Source organism: Pseudomonas auratipiscis (assembly GCF_036324085.1).
GTDB lineage: Bacteria > Pseudomonadota > Gammaproteobacteria > Pseudomonadales > Pseudomonadaceae > Aquipseudomonas > Aquipseudomonas auratipiscis.
The window spans coordinates 225045-241717 of the sequence record NZ_JAZDCU010000003.1; the positions used below are offsets into that span (position 1 = coordinate 225045).

Consider the following 16673-nt stretch of genomic DNA (forward strand, 5'->3'; position numbering starts at 1 on the left):
TTATATCGCCCTTCAAACACCTAGTGAAGTCGAATTAAACTTTTCTGAAACTAACAATCTCAAAATATATGGATACGATCCGTTTTGCTGATAGAGACGTCTCGGCACTCCTTTGCCGGACGTATAATGTTTTATCGAGTCAAGCGTTGGCCGACGCAGGCTGTGGGGTACAAGCTACCCATAGCCAGTAGCCCGCCGATAGTAGTGTCAACCATCCGAGCCCGACAAACATGGCTGTACGCGTGGCGGGGAACCACCCGAGCACACCAAATATGAATACCATAAAAGCAATGGCGCATGCTGGGGCTACCGGCCATAGAGGTACTGGATAATCTAGAGCAGCCGCTTCATCTTTGTTCATGCCACGGCGCATCAGGACTTGAGACAGAAGGATCATCAGCCAGACCCATACAATTGAAAAAGTCACTACCGAGGCGAGGGTCAAAAATAAGTTTTCCGGCATCAAGTAGTTTAGCACCACCCCTAAAAGTAAAGCGATACTCATCACTGCGACAGTCATCCAAGGCACGCCGAAACGCGACAGGGATGCGAAACCTGAGGGGGCTTGGCCGTTTTGTGCCATACCATACATCATTCGCCCTGCGCTGAATATGTCGCTATTTATTGCGGAAACAGCAGCGGAAATCACTACGATATTCAGGACAGTCGCCGCCGAGCTTATGCCTAGGCCGCTGAATATTTGAACAAAGGGACTACCTTTACTACCAATATTCGTCCAGGGATAAATGGCCATCAGCACCACTAAGGTAAGTACGTAAAAAAGTAGGATACGTAAAGGTACCGAATTGATTGCTTTGGGCAGCACGTGCTTGGGATCTCTAGCCTCGCCGGCTGTGATGCCAATCATTTCGACACCGCCAAAAGCAAACATCACCACGGTGAAAGAGGCGATCATCCCACTAACGCCATTAGGAAAAAACCCACCATGGATCCATAAGTTGGAGAGCCCGATAACCGCGCCAGTTCCGTTATCCAACTGAATGCCAAACAACAGTACAGCACCCCCTGCTAGAATCATGGCAACAATAGCAGTCACCTTGAACAACGATAACCAGAATTCCATTTCCCCGAATACTTTGACACTGCATAGGTTTAAGGCACCGATAAAAAGGACTATTCCGAGCACCCAGATCCAGGGTGGTGTATCAGGAAACCACAACCCCATATACACACCGAACGCGGTTACGTCAGCCAGGCACACCACCAGCATCGAGAACGCATAACTCCAGCCTGTGAGAAAACCAAAATAACGACCTAGGTACTGACTAGCGTAGTGTCCGAAAGATCCAGATACCGGATTGTGAACCGCCATTTCACCAAGGGCGCGCATCATCATGTAAATCGCTGCGCCACCTATCAAGTAGGCAAGCAAAACTGAAGGGCCTGCTAATTTTATGGCTGATGCCGATCCATAAAAAAGCCCCGTCCCGATGGCCGACCCAAGAGCCATAAAACGGATGTGCCTAGTGCTTAGGCCCCGTCGAAGATTATTGTCATTCATCTTGGTGCACCTTATTGTTATTCTTCTAAAAATTACAAATTTATTTTTGATAGGCGGTCAATTGAACTCCAAATGCGCTTAGCGTAGCTCGGATCAAATAGAGCGTGATACCCTCCTGTATGCCAAAACACTACTGGCCCTTTAAGGTCTTGTTTTGACGCCAAATCGATAATGGCAGCCACGGCCTTACCACTATAAACCGGATCAACCAGCAAGCCTTCTTTTGAGGCTAGCAAGTCAATGGCCTCATATATCCCGACTGATGGCATCCCATATCCATCACCCAAATACTCTTGACTGATATTGATGTGAGAGCGCGAGATATCAATATCCGCATTGATAATTTTCGCAGCACCGCGAGCGTATGAAAGATATGTACCCTCCACATCCGGATAGACATCTTCCGCGACAACAATACCGCGAATTTTAGTCTGATCTCCATAGAGTGCGTTACCAAGAACCAAACCCGCATGCGTTCCACCCGAAGATGAGGCGTGTACAATTGTCTCGACTTTACGACCCTGCTCGTTCATTTGCTCGCGAAGCTCAGCATAAGCGAGCGCAAACCCTAAACAACTTCGCTCAGAAGCACATCCAATTGGAAGCCTGTAAACACGTTCACCTGCCTCCTCGAGTTTACGAACAACACTTTGTGCCTGCTGACTAAGCTCTAGCCAGCTTACATCTCCAACGAAATTCAAGTTGGCGCCCAATAGCCCGTCTAACATTAAATTGCCAACAGGCTCGTGAGGCTCTTCGTGAGAAAGGATCAGCGTACATTTTAATCCAAGCGCTGCACTGGCAGCAGCCACAGCTCGGGTCGCATTGGAGAGCCTTGAGCCTTCCGCAACTAAATGGGTCGCGCCGCTCGCTACTGCGTATGCAAGTTCGACTTCAAGCTTTCGAACCTTATTTCCCGCAAGTCCAACGGAGCCTATATCGTCTCGTTTGCACCATACCTCGACTCCAATCGACTCACTGAATCTTTCGAGTAATTGTACAGGCGTAGTGAATCCACGTAGATCAAGACGAGGCAAGTTTTCAAGTGTTTTCAAAGCGGTCATATGAAATACCCTCAGGATGATGAGTCTTCATGCTGCTACGACGAACATAACGAAGTCCGGACACCACATACTGAGTCTCTGACAAAATACGTAAAAACCCGATACGGGTCTTAGCTCTATAGTTAGCGGCTGAAGAGGCGCCCTTTTTGAATGTGGAAAATCTTAGGATCTGCACACAAAGAGATTTCGCAAACACCGTAAACCGTTTGAGGAATAGCGTTTCGTGATCTTGTCGAAGCGAGTCAATGTGCGCGCGGCGCTGTAGATGTGTACTGTCTGTGCGCCGACTGGCCAACATCCTCACGGGACACCGAGGCGCAGACTGCTGAAGGTGCGAATGACTCGCGCTTCATTCAGACTCGAAGTCACCTGCGCGACATCCGTGATAGCACTTGCCGCTGAGCACATTACTCAGCAAATCGCCTGAGGTGCCGTGCTCGGCGCGGCTACATCGCCAAGCGGTTCTTCAAGGCATACACACTGCACTGCGCCGAGTATCAGGCATTCCGCCAGTGGGATGCTCCAACCGAAAGCATTCTGTATTTTCCTTCAGCGCGTCGCATCCCTGCTTGAGCGTCACTGCTACCCCATTGACTTCACGGGCACTCTCCAGAATCCGCGACGATGCCTCATCCACCCGCAAGATATTGGCACTGACGTCCTCTGCCGTACTTGCCTGTTCTTGCGCGGCGGTGGCGATTTGCTCGAGCATTTCCCCTACCTGTTGTGACGCTCCGGCAATCAGTTTCAGATGCTCGCCCAGGCGGACCACGTCTGCCGCGTCGCTCTTGGATTGCTCGCAAGCGGTCAGCATAAAGCTGGCGGTGGCGCGGACGCCCTGCTGAAGATCGGCAATGGTGGCTCCGATTTCAGCGGTGGACGCCTGGGTTTTCGCCGATAGCTCACGCACCTGATCAGCTACGACAGCGAAGCCACGGCCCTGATCGCCGGCACGGGCCGCCTCGATACTTGCGTTTAGCGCCAGCAAATTGGTCTGATCGGCGATTCCTTTGATCACTGCCACCACCACGTCAATACGCTGGGTACGCTCCCGCAGGCTGTCCAGAGCAGCAGTGGCTTCATCCAAACGGCCTGTCAATTGCTGCATGCCCAAGGTGGTCTGACTGCTCTGCTGATGGCCTTCGTTTGCCAGATTGCGAGCCTCGCTGGAGAAGCTGACAGCGGTCTCGCAGGTCAGAGCCACACCTTGTGCGGTGTTTGCAAGTTCAAGCGCAGCAGCGGCAATCAGGGCGACCTGATGGCGCTGGTTGTCCGCAGCCTGCACCGAGGCACCGGCATGATCATCCAGCACCGCCACGGTAGCAGTGACTCCACGGGTCTGATGGCTGATGGCCTGGAGCGACTCCCGTAGTTGCTCCTGGGCGGCGTTGAGCGCATGGCTGATGTGTGCCAGTTCATCGTTACCGACTACTTCCACACGAGAGCAGAGGTCACCTTCACTCATCGAGCGAGCAGTGCGGGTGATACCGACGGTGTTACGACGGATTGAAACCTGTACGCAGAGCACGCCATACAGTGCGAGCAACGCCGTCAGGCTGAACAACGACACCGCCACTACCGAGCCGTGCCAAGCAGACTGTTGATAGCTTGCCAAGCGTTGGTCGAGGTCAAGCAGCGCTTCTTTCTGCAGGCCAATGGACAGTTCCAGTGCCTCGCTTACCCGCTGGCTGACGTTGGAGGGCTCCAACGAATTGAGATCGCGACGGAAAAAGTCTTGTTCCAGTTGCTTGACCAACCCGCCGATTCGCCCGAGTGCAGTCTGATGAGATTGCTGCCAGTTCGCGCCATCACGCAGTGTAATGGCATCGCTGGATGCGCTCTGGCCGAGAGCGATCAGCGTTGCGTTGATTGTTGCGATACTTTCCCGGAGTTGCGAGCGGGTCAGCAGGTTGAAGCCTCCGGAACCGATGGTGCCTTGCCCGACGCTGGCCAGGCTGGTCAGTTGGTAATTGAGGGCAGGTCCGTCGAAGGTGACGACGTTGACTTGCTCGGAGGTATCCGCTCTGGGATCCCGGCGCAGGCCGCTTTCATCAGCGGCGGCTTCACTAAGCATGCGCACTGCCTGTAAAGCACGGGTACTCGCGTTATAGGCGTCGCCCCACCAACTCACCATCGCCTGGGCGTCGTGGCGTGCGGCATCAAGGCGCTTCTGGTCGCTGAAAAGCTGTTGGACTTCGTCCGCCAGTGCGTCTTGCATCTTCTTTGAAATACTGGTCTGTTGTTCGGTGATCATGACCTGCAAGTTTTGTAAGCGCGACCCCTGACTGCGCAGCCAGGCATTCATATCCACTGTGGAATTACCTACTCCACGGGACGCCACATCGGTGGCTCTCCACCGTGCTGCCAAGTTACGTTCGGAGGCGGCACGGGCCTGATCATCAACCAGCTCAAGCAATATCGCCACGCCGGCGCGTTCCTTTTCAATGCCGTTCAATTCGCTGTTGTAGCGTGAGCACAGCGCCCAGAGCCCGTAACTCAGAGGGATCAGGAATACGATCAGCAAGACTTGGAACTTGCGCACGAACGCCAGTCGCTCCATCGCTGAAACTCCCCACTGCATAAGCTTCATCCGAGCGCTCCTCTTTCTGTCAAGAATTTTTGTTTTAATTGCACTATACTAATATATTGGTATCAGTGCCCAGCCAAAATGACAACTGCCTGGGCCCACGTCAAGGCGAATGGCCATAGCGAGCGTTCAATCAATGTCGATTGCTGCAACGATCTACCCCTACCCCCTGCATGATCTCGGCGCATGGCGTATTGAGTACGGCGAGGCTTACGCCCTGATCTGCGCTCAGGGCTCGCAGTTGCTGGAGTACGGTTTTCGTAATGAGCCGCCCGTGATCTGGAGCAACGCCTACGCCAGCTTCATTGCGGGCACTCCAATTCGTGGCGGAGTACCAGTTTGCTGGCCATGGTTTGTCGACTTGCAAAGCAATCCCGAAGCGGTAAAAGCGGATTGGCACATGGCCGATGCACCCTTTCACGGGTTAGTCAGGCAGGCGCTGTGGCAAGTGGAGCATATGGAGGCCGATGAACACGGAGCCCGTCTCACATTCGCGTCGCCTGTCACGCGGCATGGGTTGACCGCACGTATACACCTCAAGCTGGATGAAAACTCGCTGGAACTTGACCTCGACATCGTTAACCACGGCCCACGGGCCGTCGCCATGACGGCCGCATTGCACAGTTACTACGCTGTGAGTGATGTAAGTGCTGTGACGCTGCGGGGATTTGCTGGTGCATGCTATTACGACAACTTGCATGACCGAACTCTATGTCAACAGGTCAGCGAACCTCGTATCAGCGGGCCGACCGAACGGGTTTATCAGGGCTTGGGGAAGATAATAGTCATTGAGGATCCTGCCTGGCAGCGGAAAATTTTCATCAACACCCGATCAAGCCATTCCGCGGTGCTGTGGAATCCGGGGCCGGAAAGGGCCGCAACGCTGGATCAGTTTCACCCCGACGCCTGGCGCGCAATGCTGTGCATCGAGACCGCGCGAGTACTGGAGGATATGTTCACAATTGTTCCGGGGGCCAGCGGTGGGCTGGCTGTGCGAATTTCACGACAGTTGGTTCAGCGTTGACTCATCTTGGTTCCAGGCTTTGTAGGCTTGCTGCTGACCCGGGCACTGCTGCCAGGTCCTTTCCGGGCAATCCGAGTGCCTTTACATGGGGTTCGCCTTAGCCCGTGATCTTTCGCTAATATACGAGTACATCTTTTCAACCCCTCGCGGAGTTCTCCTATTGAATGCCTCTGTCTTCCATCCCGAGATGCTCGACCATCGTCTGCCCAAGACCGCCCAAGTCTATGAACTGCTGCGCTCGGCGATCATCTCACTTCGATTGCAGCCGGGAGACGTGATCAGCGAAAAGGAGCTGTGCGCACAACTGGATATTTCCAGAACCCCGCTACGCGAAGCCGTATTGCAGTTGGCGAATCAGAAGCTGATCACGATCAAGCCCAACTCGAGCACCGCCGTGAGCCTGATCAAACTCAAGGATGTTATCGAAGGCCAGATTGTCCGCGAAAGCATCGAGTATCGCACTGTGTGCCTGGCAGCACGGTTTTACGAGAAGGACCGGATCGATCCGTTCACCACGCTCCTGATGCGCCAGAGGTTCGCCTCCGAGCACCGTAACGTTGACGAGTTCTATGCATTGGACGAAGAGTTTCATCGGGTCATCTGCGAGTGCTCCGGCTACCCCAATCTATGGCGTTTGCTCAATGGCGCCAAAGGGCAACTGGACCGTGTACGGAGAATGGCCTTTCCGGCGCAGAATCAGTTCGCCGAAGTGATTGACGAACACGAGCGCATCGCCGATGCCGTCCGGGCCTCGGACGAGGACGCCGCAGTGGCGGCCATGCGCGTGCACATTGATAGCATCTACGAGACCCTAAAAGTCCTCTCGGTAAAACACCCCGACTTCTTTGCGGAAGACTCCGCAACCATTACCAACTGCGATTCCCTGGAAGACTTCAAACGCCTTTATGCCTGATGTGACAAGACCAGCCGAATCGCTCCGGCTGGCCTTTCCGCACTCAGTAGATGGAGAACGGGAAGTATTTCAGGTTGATCTTCTCGTAGGTCCCGTCCGCACGCAGTTCGGCGATCGCCTTGCTGAACTGCTCGCGCAACGCCGTGTCCCCTTGACGAACCCCTACCCCTTTGCCGACGCCGAAGTATTTCTCGTTGATCACATCACCGCCAACGAACGCACAACAGGCGCCGTCTTTGGTTTTCATCCAGACATAGAGCAGCGCAGCGTCAGAGAACACTGCGTCGATGCGACCATTGGCCAGATCCATTGCGGCGTCATCCACGGTCTTGTACTGCTTGATCTCCGATTGTTTGTAGTTCTCTTCGAGATAGTTCGACTGGGTGGTGGAAACCTGCACGCCGATGCTCTTGCCCGCGAGATCGGCCGCAGTGATGTCGGCGATTCCAGCATCTTTGACCGTAATGAATCGAGCGGGTGTGGCATAATACTTGTTGCTAAAATCGATCTTCTTCTTGCGCTCCTCGGTGATGTTCATCGACGCGACAATGGCGTCATACTTGCCGGCGATCAAACCGGGGATCATGCCGTCCCATTCCTGCGAAACGATGTCGCACTTGACCTTCATCCGCTCGCACATGGCGTTGGCGATATCTACGTCGAAGCCAGTCAGCTTGCCTTTGTCCAAGTAGCTGAACGGTGGGTAGGTCCCCTCCGTGGCGATACGAATTTCCTTCGTTTCATCCGCTGAAGCCAGACTGACCACCAAGGTCGAGCCAAGGCCAAAGGCTGCAAAAAGAACGCATTTAGCAAGTTTCATAAACACCACCTTCTTTGCCGTACATTAATATATTGGTTTTATTGCAACATACAGGCCATTTTTAGAGTCGTTTCGGTGTGGTTTTGCTCCTGAGAAAAGTCGTTAAAAATCAGAAAATCGCCGGCTCACCAGCGGTTTCGCCGAAACCGCTTTCGAGGAAATCGAAATCGCAACCTTTGTCTGCCTGAAGAATGTGTTGCGCAAACATCCAGCCATAACCACGGCCGAATCGCGGCTCCGGCTGTGGCATCGCTTCACGTCGAGTCGCCAGTTCTGCCGCGCTCACCAGTAGCTCGATGCTGCGTTTATCTACGTCCACCCTGATCAGGTCGCCGTTACGGACTAACGCCAAAGTGCCGCCGACGTAGCTTTCCGGTGCAGCATGGAGGATGCATGCACCGTAACTGGTCCCGCTCATACGTGAATCGGAAATCCGAACCATATCGCGCACACCCTGCTTCACCAGCTTGGCGGGAATTGGCAGCATGCCCCACTCTGGCATTCCCGGCCCGCCTTGCGGACCTGCATTGCGCAGAATCAGCACGTGGTCGGCAGTGACGTCAAAATCATCACTGTCGATCACCTCTTTGAGAGCAGGGTAATCATCGAAGACAATCGCCGGACCTGTGTGCTTCAACAGCCGCGCCTCCATGGCGCAAGGCTTGATCACGCAGCCATCGGTGGCCAGATTTCCTTTGAGTACGGCCAGCGCACCCTCGGCATAAATCGGGTTGTTCAGAGGACGGATCACGTCATCGTTGTACACCTCGGCTTCGGCAATGTTCTGTCCGATGGTGCAACCATTCACCGTGATTTCCTCCAGCGAGAGGAATTTACTGATGATCCGCATCAACGCGGGTAGTCCGCCTGCGTAGAAAAAATCCTCCATCAGGTACTGGCTGCCGCTGGGGCGTACATTGGCGATGACCGGGACATAGCGGCTAACCGCGTCCAGGTCGTCCAGCGTCAGTGCGTGCCCTGCCCTGCGGGCCATCGCGATCAGGTGAATCACCGCATTGGTCGAACAGCCCATGGCCATGGCGACAGCAATGGCGTTATCAAAAGCGCCACGACTCTGTACCTTGGCAGGGGTTAGGTCTTCCCAGACCATCTCCACCGCCCGACGTCCCGCTTCGGCGCACATGCGGATATGGTTCACGTCCGCCGCTGGAATTGAGGACGCCCCCGGCAGTGTCATGCCGATAGCCTCGGCAATAGCAGTCATGGTGGAGGCCGTGCCCATGGTCATGCAGTGGCCATGACTGCGGGCAATGCCGCCTTCAATGTCCTGCCAGTCCTTGTCACTGATATTGCCGGCGCGGCGTTCGTCCCAATATTTCCAGGCGTCGGAGCCGGACCCCAGAATCTTGCCCTTCCAGTTACCGCGCAACATGGGCCCGGCGGGTACGTAGATCGACGGCAGCCCGGCACTGGTCGCGCCCATCAACAGTCCCGGGGTGGTCTTGTCGCAACCACCCATCAATACCACCCCGTCCACTGGATGGGAGCGGATCAGTTCTTCGGCTTCCATGGCCAGCATGTTGCGGTAGAGCATGGTGGTCGGCTTGACGAAGTTCTCCGACAGTGAAAGTGTCGGCAACTCTACGGGGAATCCACCCGCTTGCAGGATGCCGCGCTTGACGTCATCGACACGGGTCTTGAAGTGAGCGTGACACGGGTTGATATCAGACCAGGTATTAAGGATCGCGATCACGGGCTTCCCCGCCCAGTCTGCCGGTGCATAACCCATCTGCATGATTCGCGAGCGGTGGCCGAAGCCACGTAGGTTGTCCGGTGCAAACCAGCGCGCACTTCTCAGGTCTTCAAGTTTCTTATTGTTCATTGTTGATCGTCCGTCAGGCGTCGAGCTTCACGCCGGGTTGTTGAATCCGTAGAGGGCCGCCGGGTTGTCCACCAGAATCCGGTTGAACAACGCGTCGTCTTCCAGCCAGTGGGCAAGTCGTTGCAGGGCCGCACCATCGTCGATTTCGCGGAACATCGACACCGGGCCGCGTGTTATGTCACCAATCCCGCCCAGTGGGTGCGGCCAGTTCGATCCCCATAGCAAGCGCTCCGGCGCTGCCGACACCAGGCCGAATAGCAGCGGCGCGACCTCTTCCTGCGATGGTTGCTCCGACACCAGGTACGGTGCGGAGACTTTGACGTGACAGTTGCCGCCGGCCAGTAACCCCAATAGAGCCTTGAAGCCCTCGCTTTTGACCCCGGCGCTGGCATGCACACCGGCAAAGTGGTCGAGCACCAGCGGTACATCGAGCTTCTTGAGCTCATGACGCAGCGCCTGGACCACTTCGATGGGCGCAAACACCTGGATATGCCAACCGAATTGTGTGGCCACTTCATTGGCATGTTTGAGAGCACGCAAGGCCGCCGTTGCATCCGCGGACGCAGCAGCGAGGTTCAGTCGAATACCGCTGATGCCAGAGCGGGCCAGGGTTTCCAACTCTGCCAGCGAAGTTTGTTCGTCGATTACCGCTACGCCACGCGCACCGCTGCCGATTCGGGCAATGGCATCAAGGGTGCAGCGGTTGTCGCTACCGTAGACGCTCGCCTGGACCACCACGACTCGATCCAGGCCAAGAATGCGTTGATGCTCCATCAGGTCTTCGACCAATGCCGGTGCCGGGGTGTAGGCCCTTGATGCGCAATAGGGAAAGCGCTCGGTGGGGCCGAACACGTGAACATGGCAGTCACAGGCTCCGCTCGGAATGCTGATCGCCGGACGGTTATGAACGACCCGGAGAATGCTGACGCTGTTATCGCTGGAAGTTTGCTCGGCCATTGCGGTAATCCTGAAGTGATGGCTAAGAGATTTGCGCCTGTTCGATACGATGCAGCAGTCGCATGGCTGGCAATACGGAGTGAGCCGGCACCAACGGCTCACGCCTGTCCCGCACGGCTACGACGAAGTCCCTCGCAACCTGCGCGTTGTTGTCCTGTTCCGGATCGACTTCGAGCAGGTGCGTGCCCTGTTTGAGTGTCGCGTCGAGAATGTTCAGGCGGTACGAATCGCGGTCAGTGACGACAAAAATGTCGAAGATGCGGTCGGGGGAGTTGTAGGAGCCGGTACAAACCATCGACTGGCGTTGTTCGGTCTCCATCAGTACGGCCAGCTCCATGGAGATGCCGGTGGCCTCGTCTGCCTCAGGCATCGTCGCCTGCACGTTGCTGATGCTCGCCGCAGCTGCAGCCGGGTCACCCTTGCCGGTCAACCACAAGGCCACGTCCACCAGGTGCGCTCCGTGATGCCAGAGCAGATTATCGGTCCAGCAACGCTTGAGCCCCGTGGAACCGATGTTTTCCCGACGGTGCAGGAACAGCCGCGACTGAACCTGAAGTACCTTTTCCGTCCCGGCCTTCAGGCGCTCTACCAGTTGACGGTGTTCGCGACGAAAGCGCATCGGATGAACCACACCAACCATCAGGTTCAGGCGCGCGGCGGTGTCGACGATACGCTCGCAGTCATGCAGTGACAGTGCCAGAGGGATTTCCACCAGCACATGCTTGCCGTGCTCCAGCGCCGCCAGTGCCATTTGCGCGTGGCTCTGGCTGGGGCCGGCAATTATCACGATATCAATCTCGGGCGAGCGCAGCGCTTGTTGATAGTCCACGAACCAGTGGCGATAACCGTATTCTCGGGCGAAGGCTTCGGTCGCCTCGGCCTCGCGTCCAACCAGGGTATGCAGTACACAATCGGTATTCTGCAGGCTCTGCGAATGCCAAGTACCCATCATACCGTGGCCGATCATGCAGATATTCAATTTGATGTCCCCTCGAGGCTCTCATGGCTGGTTTGGGGTTGGTTGGGACCGCCTTGCGGTCCCAACATCTCAACGCTGAATGGCGGCCATCGTCTCGGCAAAGGTCTCCAGCAACTGATCTGCCTGGGCCTGTTTGAAGCACAGCAACGGACGGATCTTTAGCGAGTTTTCACCCACACCCGTGGTGCTGATCAGCACTTTGCGATCACGCAGCCCGCTGACCACTTTGGTCGTGAGTTCGACATCCGGTGCCTTGCTCTCGGGATCGGTAACGAACTCGACCGCGAAATACAGGCCGGCTCCCCGCACGTCCCCAATGACCGGATAGTTGCGAGCAATGGAGCGGAAACCGTCGAGCAGGTAGTTGCCCAGGTCGTGGCAGTTCTGCTGCAAGCCTTCATCACGAATCACATCCAATACCGCCTGCGCGGCCGAGATGCACACGGCGTTGCCACCGAAGGTATTGAAGTAGCGCACCTTCGGTCCGAAGTCGGCGAGCAATTCGGGTTTGACTGCTACGCCGGCGATCGGCAGGCCATTGCCCATGGGTTTGCCCATGACCACGATGTCCGGCTGAATGCCGTGACGCTGATAACCCCAGAAATTCAGGCCCGTACGGGCGAAGCCAGGCTGAACCTCGTCAGCGATGTAGAGACCACCGTGCTTGTGCACGACCTCAATGGCTTTCTTCAGCAGACCAGGGGTGCCAGGCAGCAGACCGTCGGTGGAGAAAATGCTGTCGGCAATGAAGCCGGCGAACTTGATGCCGTGCCGTTGCATATCGGCGATCGCCGCCTCAATGTCCGCTGCCAGCCGCTCGCCGACGTCCACGCCAGGCTCGGCATGGTAGGTGTCCGGTGCGCGAACGGTACGCACGTGCTGGTCCACTGGCACGTACTTGCCCATGGTGGTGGAAATGGCCGCCACCGCAGTCGTGATGCCGTGGTAGGCAAAGTCAGTCACGATGATTCCGGTGCCACCTGTATGGAATTTGGCGATCCGCAACGACAAATCCACCGCCTCGGAGCCCGTGCAGGTGTACATCACACTGCCGATGCCGCCACCAAAGGTCTCCACCAGTTGCTCGGTGTAGTTGAGGATCTTCTCATCCATGTAGCGAGTGTGAGTGTTCAAGGTCGCCAGTTGACGCGACACCGCCTCTACCACGCGCGGATGGCAGTGCCCGACCGAGGGCACGTTGTTGTAGCAATCCAGGTACTGCTCGCCGCTCGGGCCGTACATATACGCACCCTCAGCACGGACGAACTCCACCGGATGCTGGTACATCAACTTGTAGCACGGCCCCAAAAGGCGCTGACGGCGCTCAACCACCGCCTGCTCGTGAGCGTTCAGAGTCGGCAACAGTGCCAGGTCGAAGCCGTTTTGCATGCCGGCGGTGGCGGAATATTTCTCAGACATTTAAACCTCCAGAAAATCGATTGTTGTATGGCCTGGCTGGCCTGGAATCCGGGTGTCATGGAATAAAAGTGCGGCGGCGGTTCAGGCGCGCCATTCGATGTCGACCGCCGTCGAGGTGGGTTCACCAAACAGCGCCTGCTCGATCTGGTCGCGCCGCATGGCACGTAACTGCTCGAACTGCTGCCACGTGCGCGGGGTGTTGCGCAGGATGTAATCGCGGTTGTCGGGAAAGCGGCTGGCACGCCATTCAGTCAATGTCAGGCGAAGAGCCATGCGCACCATCAACAGGTCATGGAAAACTTCGAGCTCGTTGTCGGTCAGCGGGGTCACCGACTGGTAACCCTCGAGAAAGGCACGCGGCGCCTCCAGCAGGTTCTCGCCTTCGCCAAAGGCGTAGCCCACCGCAACAACCACATCGTTGACCAGCGAGGTGCGGACCATGTCACCGAAGTCGAGGATCGCGGCGATGCGCGTAGGATCCTGCGGATCAACCAGCGCGTTGTCGGAGTTGAGATCGTTGTGCACGACCTGTCGCCGCAGGCCCGACAGCACCGGTTTAACGTTGCTCACGTAGCGCTGCAGCGCCTCCTCTACCCAGGGCCGGCGCACCGCGTCGAACACCTCGAACATCGGTTGCAGGCGCTCTACGTGCTGGATGTCCCACAGCAGCATGTGGTCAGCCGAAGGATGCTCGAAATCCCGCAGGGCCACGCCGAGGCGGGCCAATTCGATGCCCAGGTTGTGCTGTTGTTCCAGGGACACCGGCGCGTGACGCAACAGAGTGCCTTCCATGTAGCTGACCATGCGCACGATGCGGGGCTGACCGTCGAACACTAACTCCAGCTCACTTTTGCCATTGAGTCCAAGGATAACCCGCTGCACGTGCAGACCAGGATCACGCTGTTCGATATGCAGCAGCGCTTCACTCTGGAAGTTGGCCAGCAGACGATCTTCCGCCGGGTGCGCGATTTTCAGCACATACGCACCATCGGTGCAGTGCAGATGGAAGTTGTGATCTCGCTCGCTGATCAGGCGCTTTACTGTCGTCGCATTGATCCCGAAGTGATCGGCGGCGATCTGCTGCGCCTGCTCCACGCTAATGTCGCCAGCTTCGGTGGTCAGACTTGCGTGGGTGTCGCCCGGCTCGTGTTCATTACCCATAAGAGGAAAACCTCATTTTTGAAATACTAATATATTGGTTTATTGAAAAAAAACAACCCCGTTAACGAACGCGAAAACCGAGTTGTTTCAAAGCCTGGGGATCGTCCCTGCGGAGCCCTTCGATAAGCAGTCCGCGCGGGTCCCGCACCAAATGCTCCAGGGACTCGAAAATGCTGTTTACGTGCCCCGTCATCAGTGCTTCGGCGCGTACCTCATCGTGTGCCTGGATCGCCAGGTATATCTGCCGGTGTTCATCGATCACTTCGTCAAAATGCAGCTGTACTGGAAACGCCAGTCGTCTGACCCGATCCAGCGGCCCCATGGCGCTCTGCATGACGTGCCACAGGTGCGAGTAACCGGCGCAATCACAGATCAACCGGTGAAACGCCTCGTCCAGAGCGTAAAATTCGTTGCACTCCATACGCTCGTAGGCTTTTTGCATGCGCAGGAACAGGGTTTCGAACTCGTCCTCATAACGTGGTTTAAAAAACCGCGCAGCCAGGCGCACGCACCGGGTTTCCAACGTTTCCCTGACCAGTTGGCCCTCAAGCACATCACGCAAGCGGATCGGACTCACATAAGTGCCGGCGTTGGGTCGCACCACCAGCATCTGCTCACTGACCAGCCGCAGAATCGCCTCTCGAACCGGAGTTCGCGATACATCGAGTGAATCGCAAATATCCTTTTCGCTGAGCACATCGCCTGGTGTGTATTCCAGACCGACAATGGCCGCCCGCAACAAATGATAGACCTGAGCCGCCTTCGGCCTGCCCTGATCGATCATGTCCATGTTGAAAATGCCTCGCATACCCTGCCCCGCTCTGCACGCCATTGCGCCCAATCAGTGCAAGATCTGGCTGAGGAATTGTTTTGCCCGCTCGCTCTTCGGCGCCTTGAAGAACTCATCCGGCGACGCCTGTTCGACGATCTGACCGCGATCCATGAAGATCACCCGATCCGCAGCCTGGCGGGCGAAGCCCATTTCGTGTGTCACACACAACAGGGTGATACCGCTTTCTGCCAGACCCAACACCACGTCCAGGACCTCCTTGACCATCTCGGGGTCGAGTGCCGAGGTGGGTTCGTCCAGCAGCATGATCTGCGGGTTCATGCACAGCGCGCGGGCAATCGCCACACGCTGTTGCTGACCGCCAGACAGCTGGCTCGGATAGTGATTGGCTTTTGCCGCCATTCCGACGCGCTCCAGGAATGCCTGGGCCTGCTCCCGAGCCTGAGCCTTGTTCTTTTTCAACACCCGCATGGGCGCCAGCATGCAGTTCTCCAGGGCGGTGAGGTGCGGGAACAGGTGAAAACCCTGGAACACCATGCCGGTTTCCTTGCGCACGATGTCTACACCGCTGCCATCGGTACCGATTTCTGTGCCGTTGACGATCAGCTTGCCTGCCTGATATACCTCCAGGCCGTTTATGCAACGAATCAGAGTGGATTTGCCGCTCCCGGACGGTCCGCAAACGACGATTCGTTCGCCCTTGCGCACTTCCAGGTCAATGCCGTCAAGCACGGCGAAGTCGGCGTACCACTTCTTCAGATCGCGCATGATCACCACGGCTTGCCCGGTCACGGCCTTGCCAGCGGGAGCGATGCCCACCTCGACCTGTTGTTCTGCGCCCATGCTTCGCGCCTCCACTTGGATGTTCTGATTGTTGTCGATAGGGAGTGTTCGCATCATCGCGCTGCCCTCAATGTGTGATGTGTCGGGTGATGCGGTTACTGATCCAGCCACAGAGCCGCCGAATGGTTTCAACCATACTCAGGTAGAGCACAGCCGCCCACAGGTAAACCTGGAAGTCGAACGAGCGAGAGAAGGCCATGCTGGTCATGCCCATCAGTTCGGGTACCGCGATAACACTGGCAATGGCCGACGACTTCAACATTAAGATCAGCTCGTTGCTCAACGGTCGCAGGGCAACGACAAAGGCCTGAGGCACAATCACATCTTTGACCCCGGACAGTTTCGACAACCCCAGTGCATGCGCGACTTCCCACTGCCCCCTGGGCACTGCCTGCACGGCGCCGCGCCAGATCTCGGCTTGATAGGCTGCGGTGTTGAGGGTAAATGTCAGGACCGTGCACCAGTAGGCATCACGGAAAAACCACCACACCCCCAGCTCCTGCAACTCGGGACGCAACTGGCCAGCGCCGTAGTAAACCAGGAAGGTCTGGGCCAGCAGAGGCGTACCACGGAACAGATAGGTATAGCCGAATGCTAGGCGTCGCAGCCAGCCGATCCGGCTCATCCGTGCCGCGGCCAGAGGCAACGACAGAATGGCGCCAAGGGCCACCGACAGCAGGACGATTTTTAAGGTCATGCCCAGACCCACCAGCATCCGCGGGCCATAGGTCGAAAGAAGTTCCAGCTCCAT

14 protein-coding genes and 1 pseudogene are annotated in these 16673 nt (G+C 56.6%); 2 read left to right on the top strand and 13 right to left on the bottom strand.

Annotated elements, in window-relative coordinates; all coding sequences use genetic code 11:
- Positions 1–139: 139 nt before the first annotated feature.
- The 4 genes and pseudogenes from V0R60_RS05805 to V0R60_RS26940 form a co-directional block, all read right to left on the bottom strand.
- Complete coding sequence (locus V0R60_RS05805) at positions 140–1522, bottom strand: amino acid permease (RefSeq protein WP_330079020.1); 1383 nt, start codon at positions 1520–1522, stop codon at positions 140–142.
- Between the two features lie 32 nt (positions 1523–1554).
- On the bottom strand, positions 1555–2586 hold the full coding sequence (locus V0R60_RS05810; RefSeq protein ID WP_330079019.1) for a 1-aminocyclopropane-1-carboxylate deaminase/D-cysteine desulfhydrase: 1032 nt from the start codon (positions 2584–2586) through the stop codon (positions 1555–1557).
- Positions 2587–3052: 466 nt separating this feature from the next.
- Entirely contained in the window at positions 3053–3694 is a 642-nt protein-coding gene (locus tag V0R60_RS26935; protein WP_408005542.1) for a methyl-accepting chemotaxis protein, read from the bottom strand.
- A gap of 267 nt (positions 3695–3961) precedes the next feature.
- Positions 3962–5176 (bottom strand): annotated as a pseudogene (locus V0R60_RS26940) (HAMP domain-containing protein); the annotation flags it as partial.
- Between the two features lie 133 nt (positions 5177–5309).
- On the opposite strand from V0R60_RS26940, the gene V0R60_RS05820 reads away from it, so the two are divergent.
- The gene (locus tag V0R60_RS05820; protein ID WP_330079017.1) at positions 5310–6197 is read left to right on the top strand and encodes a D-hexose-6-phosphate mutarotase; all 888 of its coding nucleotides are present in this window, start codon (positions 5310–5312) and stop codon (positions 6195–6197) included.
- 160 nt (positions 6198–6357) lie between these two features.
- Positions 6358–7110 (top strand): GntR family transcriptional regulator, encoded by a 753-nt coding sequence (locus V0R60_RS05825; protein WP_330079016.1) that lies wholly within the window; start codon positions 6358–6360, stop codon positions 7108–7110.
- A 43-nt stretch (positions 7111–7153) separates the two neighbouring features.
- Here the strand turns inward: V0R60_RS05825 and V0R60_RS05830 are convergent, their stop codons facing one another.
- The 9 genes from V0R60_RS05830 to V0R60_RS05870 form a co-directional block, all read right to left on the bottom strand.
- Complete coding sequence (locus V0R60_RS05830; RefSeq protein WP_330079015.1) at positions 7154–7930, bottom strand: lysine/arginine/ornithine ABC transporter substrate-binding protein; 777 nt, start codon at positions 7928–7930, stop codon at positions 7154–7156.
- Positions 7931–8039: 109 nt separating this feature from the next.
- Complete coding sequence (araD, locus tag V0R60_RS05835) at positions 8040–9773, bottom strand: L-arabinonate dehydratase (RefSeq protein WP_330079014.1); 1734 nt, start codon at positions 9771–9773, stop codon at positions 8040–8042.
- A gap of 27 nt (positions 9774–9800) precedes the next feature.
- On the bottom strand, positions 9801–10730 hold the full coding sequence (locus tag V0R60_RS05840) for an amidohydrolase family protein (RefSeq protein ID WP_330079013.1): 930 nt from the start codon (positions 10728–10730) through the stop codon (positions 9801–9803).
- A gap of 22 nt (positions 10731–10752) precedes the next feature.
- Complete coding sequence (locus tag V0R60_RS05845) at positions 10753–11697, bottom strand: Gfo/Idh/MocA family protein (protein WP_330079012.1); 945 nt, start codon at positions 11695–11697, stop codon at positions 10753–10755.
- 81 nt (positions 11698–11778) lie between these two features.
- On the bottom strand, positions 11779–13128 hold the full coding sequence (locus tag V0R60_RS05850) for an aspartate aminotransferase family protein (RefSeq protein ID WP_330079011.1): 1350 nt from the start codon (positions 13126–13128) through the stop codon (positions 11779–11781).
- 81 nt (positions 13129–13209) lie between these two features.
- Positions 13210–14289 (bottom strand): phosphotransferase, encoded by a 1080-nt coding sequence (locus V0R60_RS05855; protein ID WP_330079010.1) that lies wholly within the window; start codon positions 14287–14289, stop codon positions 13210–13212.
- A gap of 61 nt (positions 14290–14350) precedes the next feature.
- Positions 14351–15079: a GntR family transcriptional regulator gene (locus V0R60_RS05860; RefSeq protein ID WP_330079009.1), complete on the bottom strand. Its 729-nt coding sequence runs from the start codon at positions 15077–15079 to the stop codon at positions 14351–14353.
- Positions 15080–15130: 51 nt separating this feature from the next.
- Positions 15131–15922, bottom strand: coding sequence for an amino acid ABC transporter ATP-binding protein (locus V0R60_RS05865; protein ID WP_330079118.1), 792 nt, complete (start codon positions 15920–15922; stop codon positions 15131–15133).
- A gap of 67 nt (positions 15923–15989) precedes the next feature.
- Complete coding sequence (locus V0R60_RS05870; RefSeq protein WP_330079008.1) at positions 15990–16673, bottom strand: ABC transporter permease; 684 nt, start codon at positions 16671–16673, stop codon at positions 15990–15992.

Coding starts and splice junctions, on each gene's coding strand:
- V0R60_RS05830 (WP_330079015.1), bottom strand. CDS start 7,930: ATGAAACTTGCTAAATGCGTTCTTTTTGCAGCCTTTGGCCTTGGCTCG.
- V0R60_RS05865 (WP_330079118.1), bottom strand. CDS start 15,922: ATGGGCGCAGAACAACAGGTCGAGGTGGGCATCGCTCCCGCTGGCAAG.
- V0R60_RS05820 (WP_330079017.1), top strand. CDS start 5,310: ATGTCGATTGCTGCAACGATCTACCCCTACCCCCTGCATGATCTCGGC.
- V0R60_RS05805 (WP_330079020.1), bottom strand. CDS start 1,522: ATGAATGACAATAATCTTCGACGGGGCCTAAGCACTAGGCACATCCGT.
- V0R60_RS26935 (WP_408005542.1), bottom strand. CDS start 3,694: ATGCAGCAATTGACAGGCCGTTTGGATGAAGCCACTGCTGCTCTGGAC.
- V0R60_RS05855 (WP_330079010.1), bottom strand. CDS start 14,289: ATGGGTAATGAACACGAGCCGGGCGACACCCACGCAAGTCTGACCACC.
- V0R60_RS05810 (WP_330079019.1), bottom strand. CDS start 2,586: ATGACCGCTTTGAAAACACTTGAAAACTTGCCTCGTCTTGATCTACGT.
- araD (WP_330079014.1), bottom strand. CDS start 9,773: ATGAACAATAAGAAACTTGAAGACCTGAGAAGTGCGCGCTGGTTTGCA.
- V0R60_RS05860 (WP_330079009.1), bottom strand. CDS start 15,079: ATGGACATGATCGATCAGGGCAGGCCGAAGGCGGCTCAGGTCTATCAT.
- V0R60_RS05850 (WP_330079011.1), bottom strand. CDS start 13,128: ATGTCTGAGAAATATTCCGCCACCGCCGGCATGCAAAACGGCTTCGAC.
- V0R60_RS05840 (WP_330079013.1), bottom strand. CDS start 10,730: ATGGCCGAGCAAACTTCCAGCGATAACAGCGTCAGCATTCTCCGGGTC.
- V0R60_RS05845 (WP_330079012.1), bottom strand. CDS start 11,697: ATGATCGGCCACGGTATGATGGGTACTTGGCATTCGCAGAGCCTGCAG.
- V0R60_RS05870 (WP_330079008.1), bottom strand. CDS start 16,673: ATGGAGCTGGAACTTCTTTCGACCTATGGCCCGCGGATGCTGGTGGGT.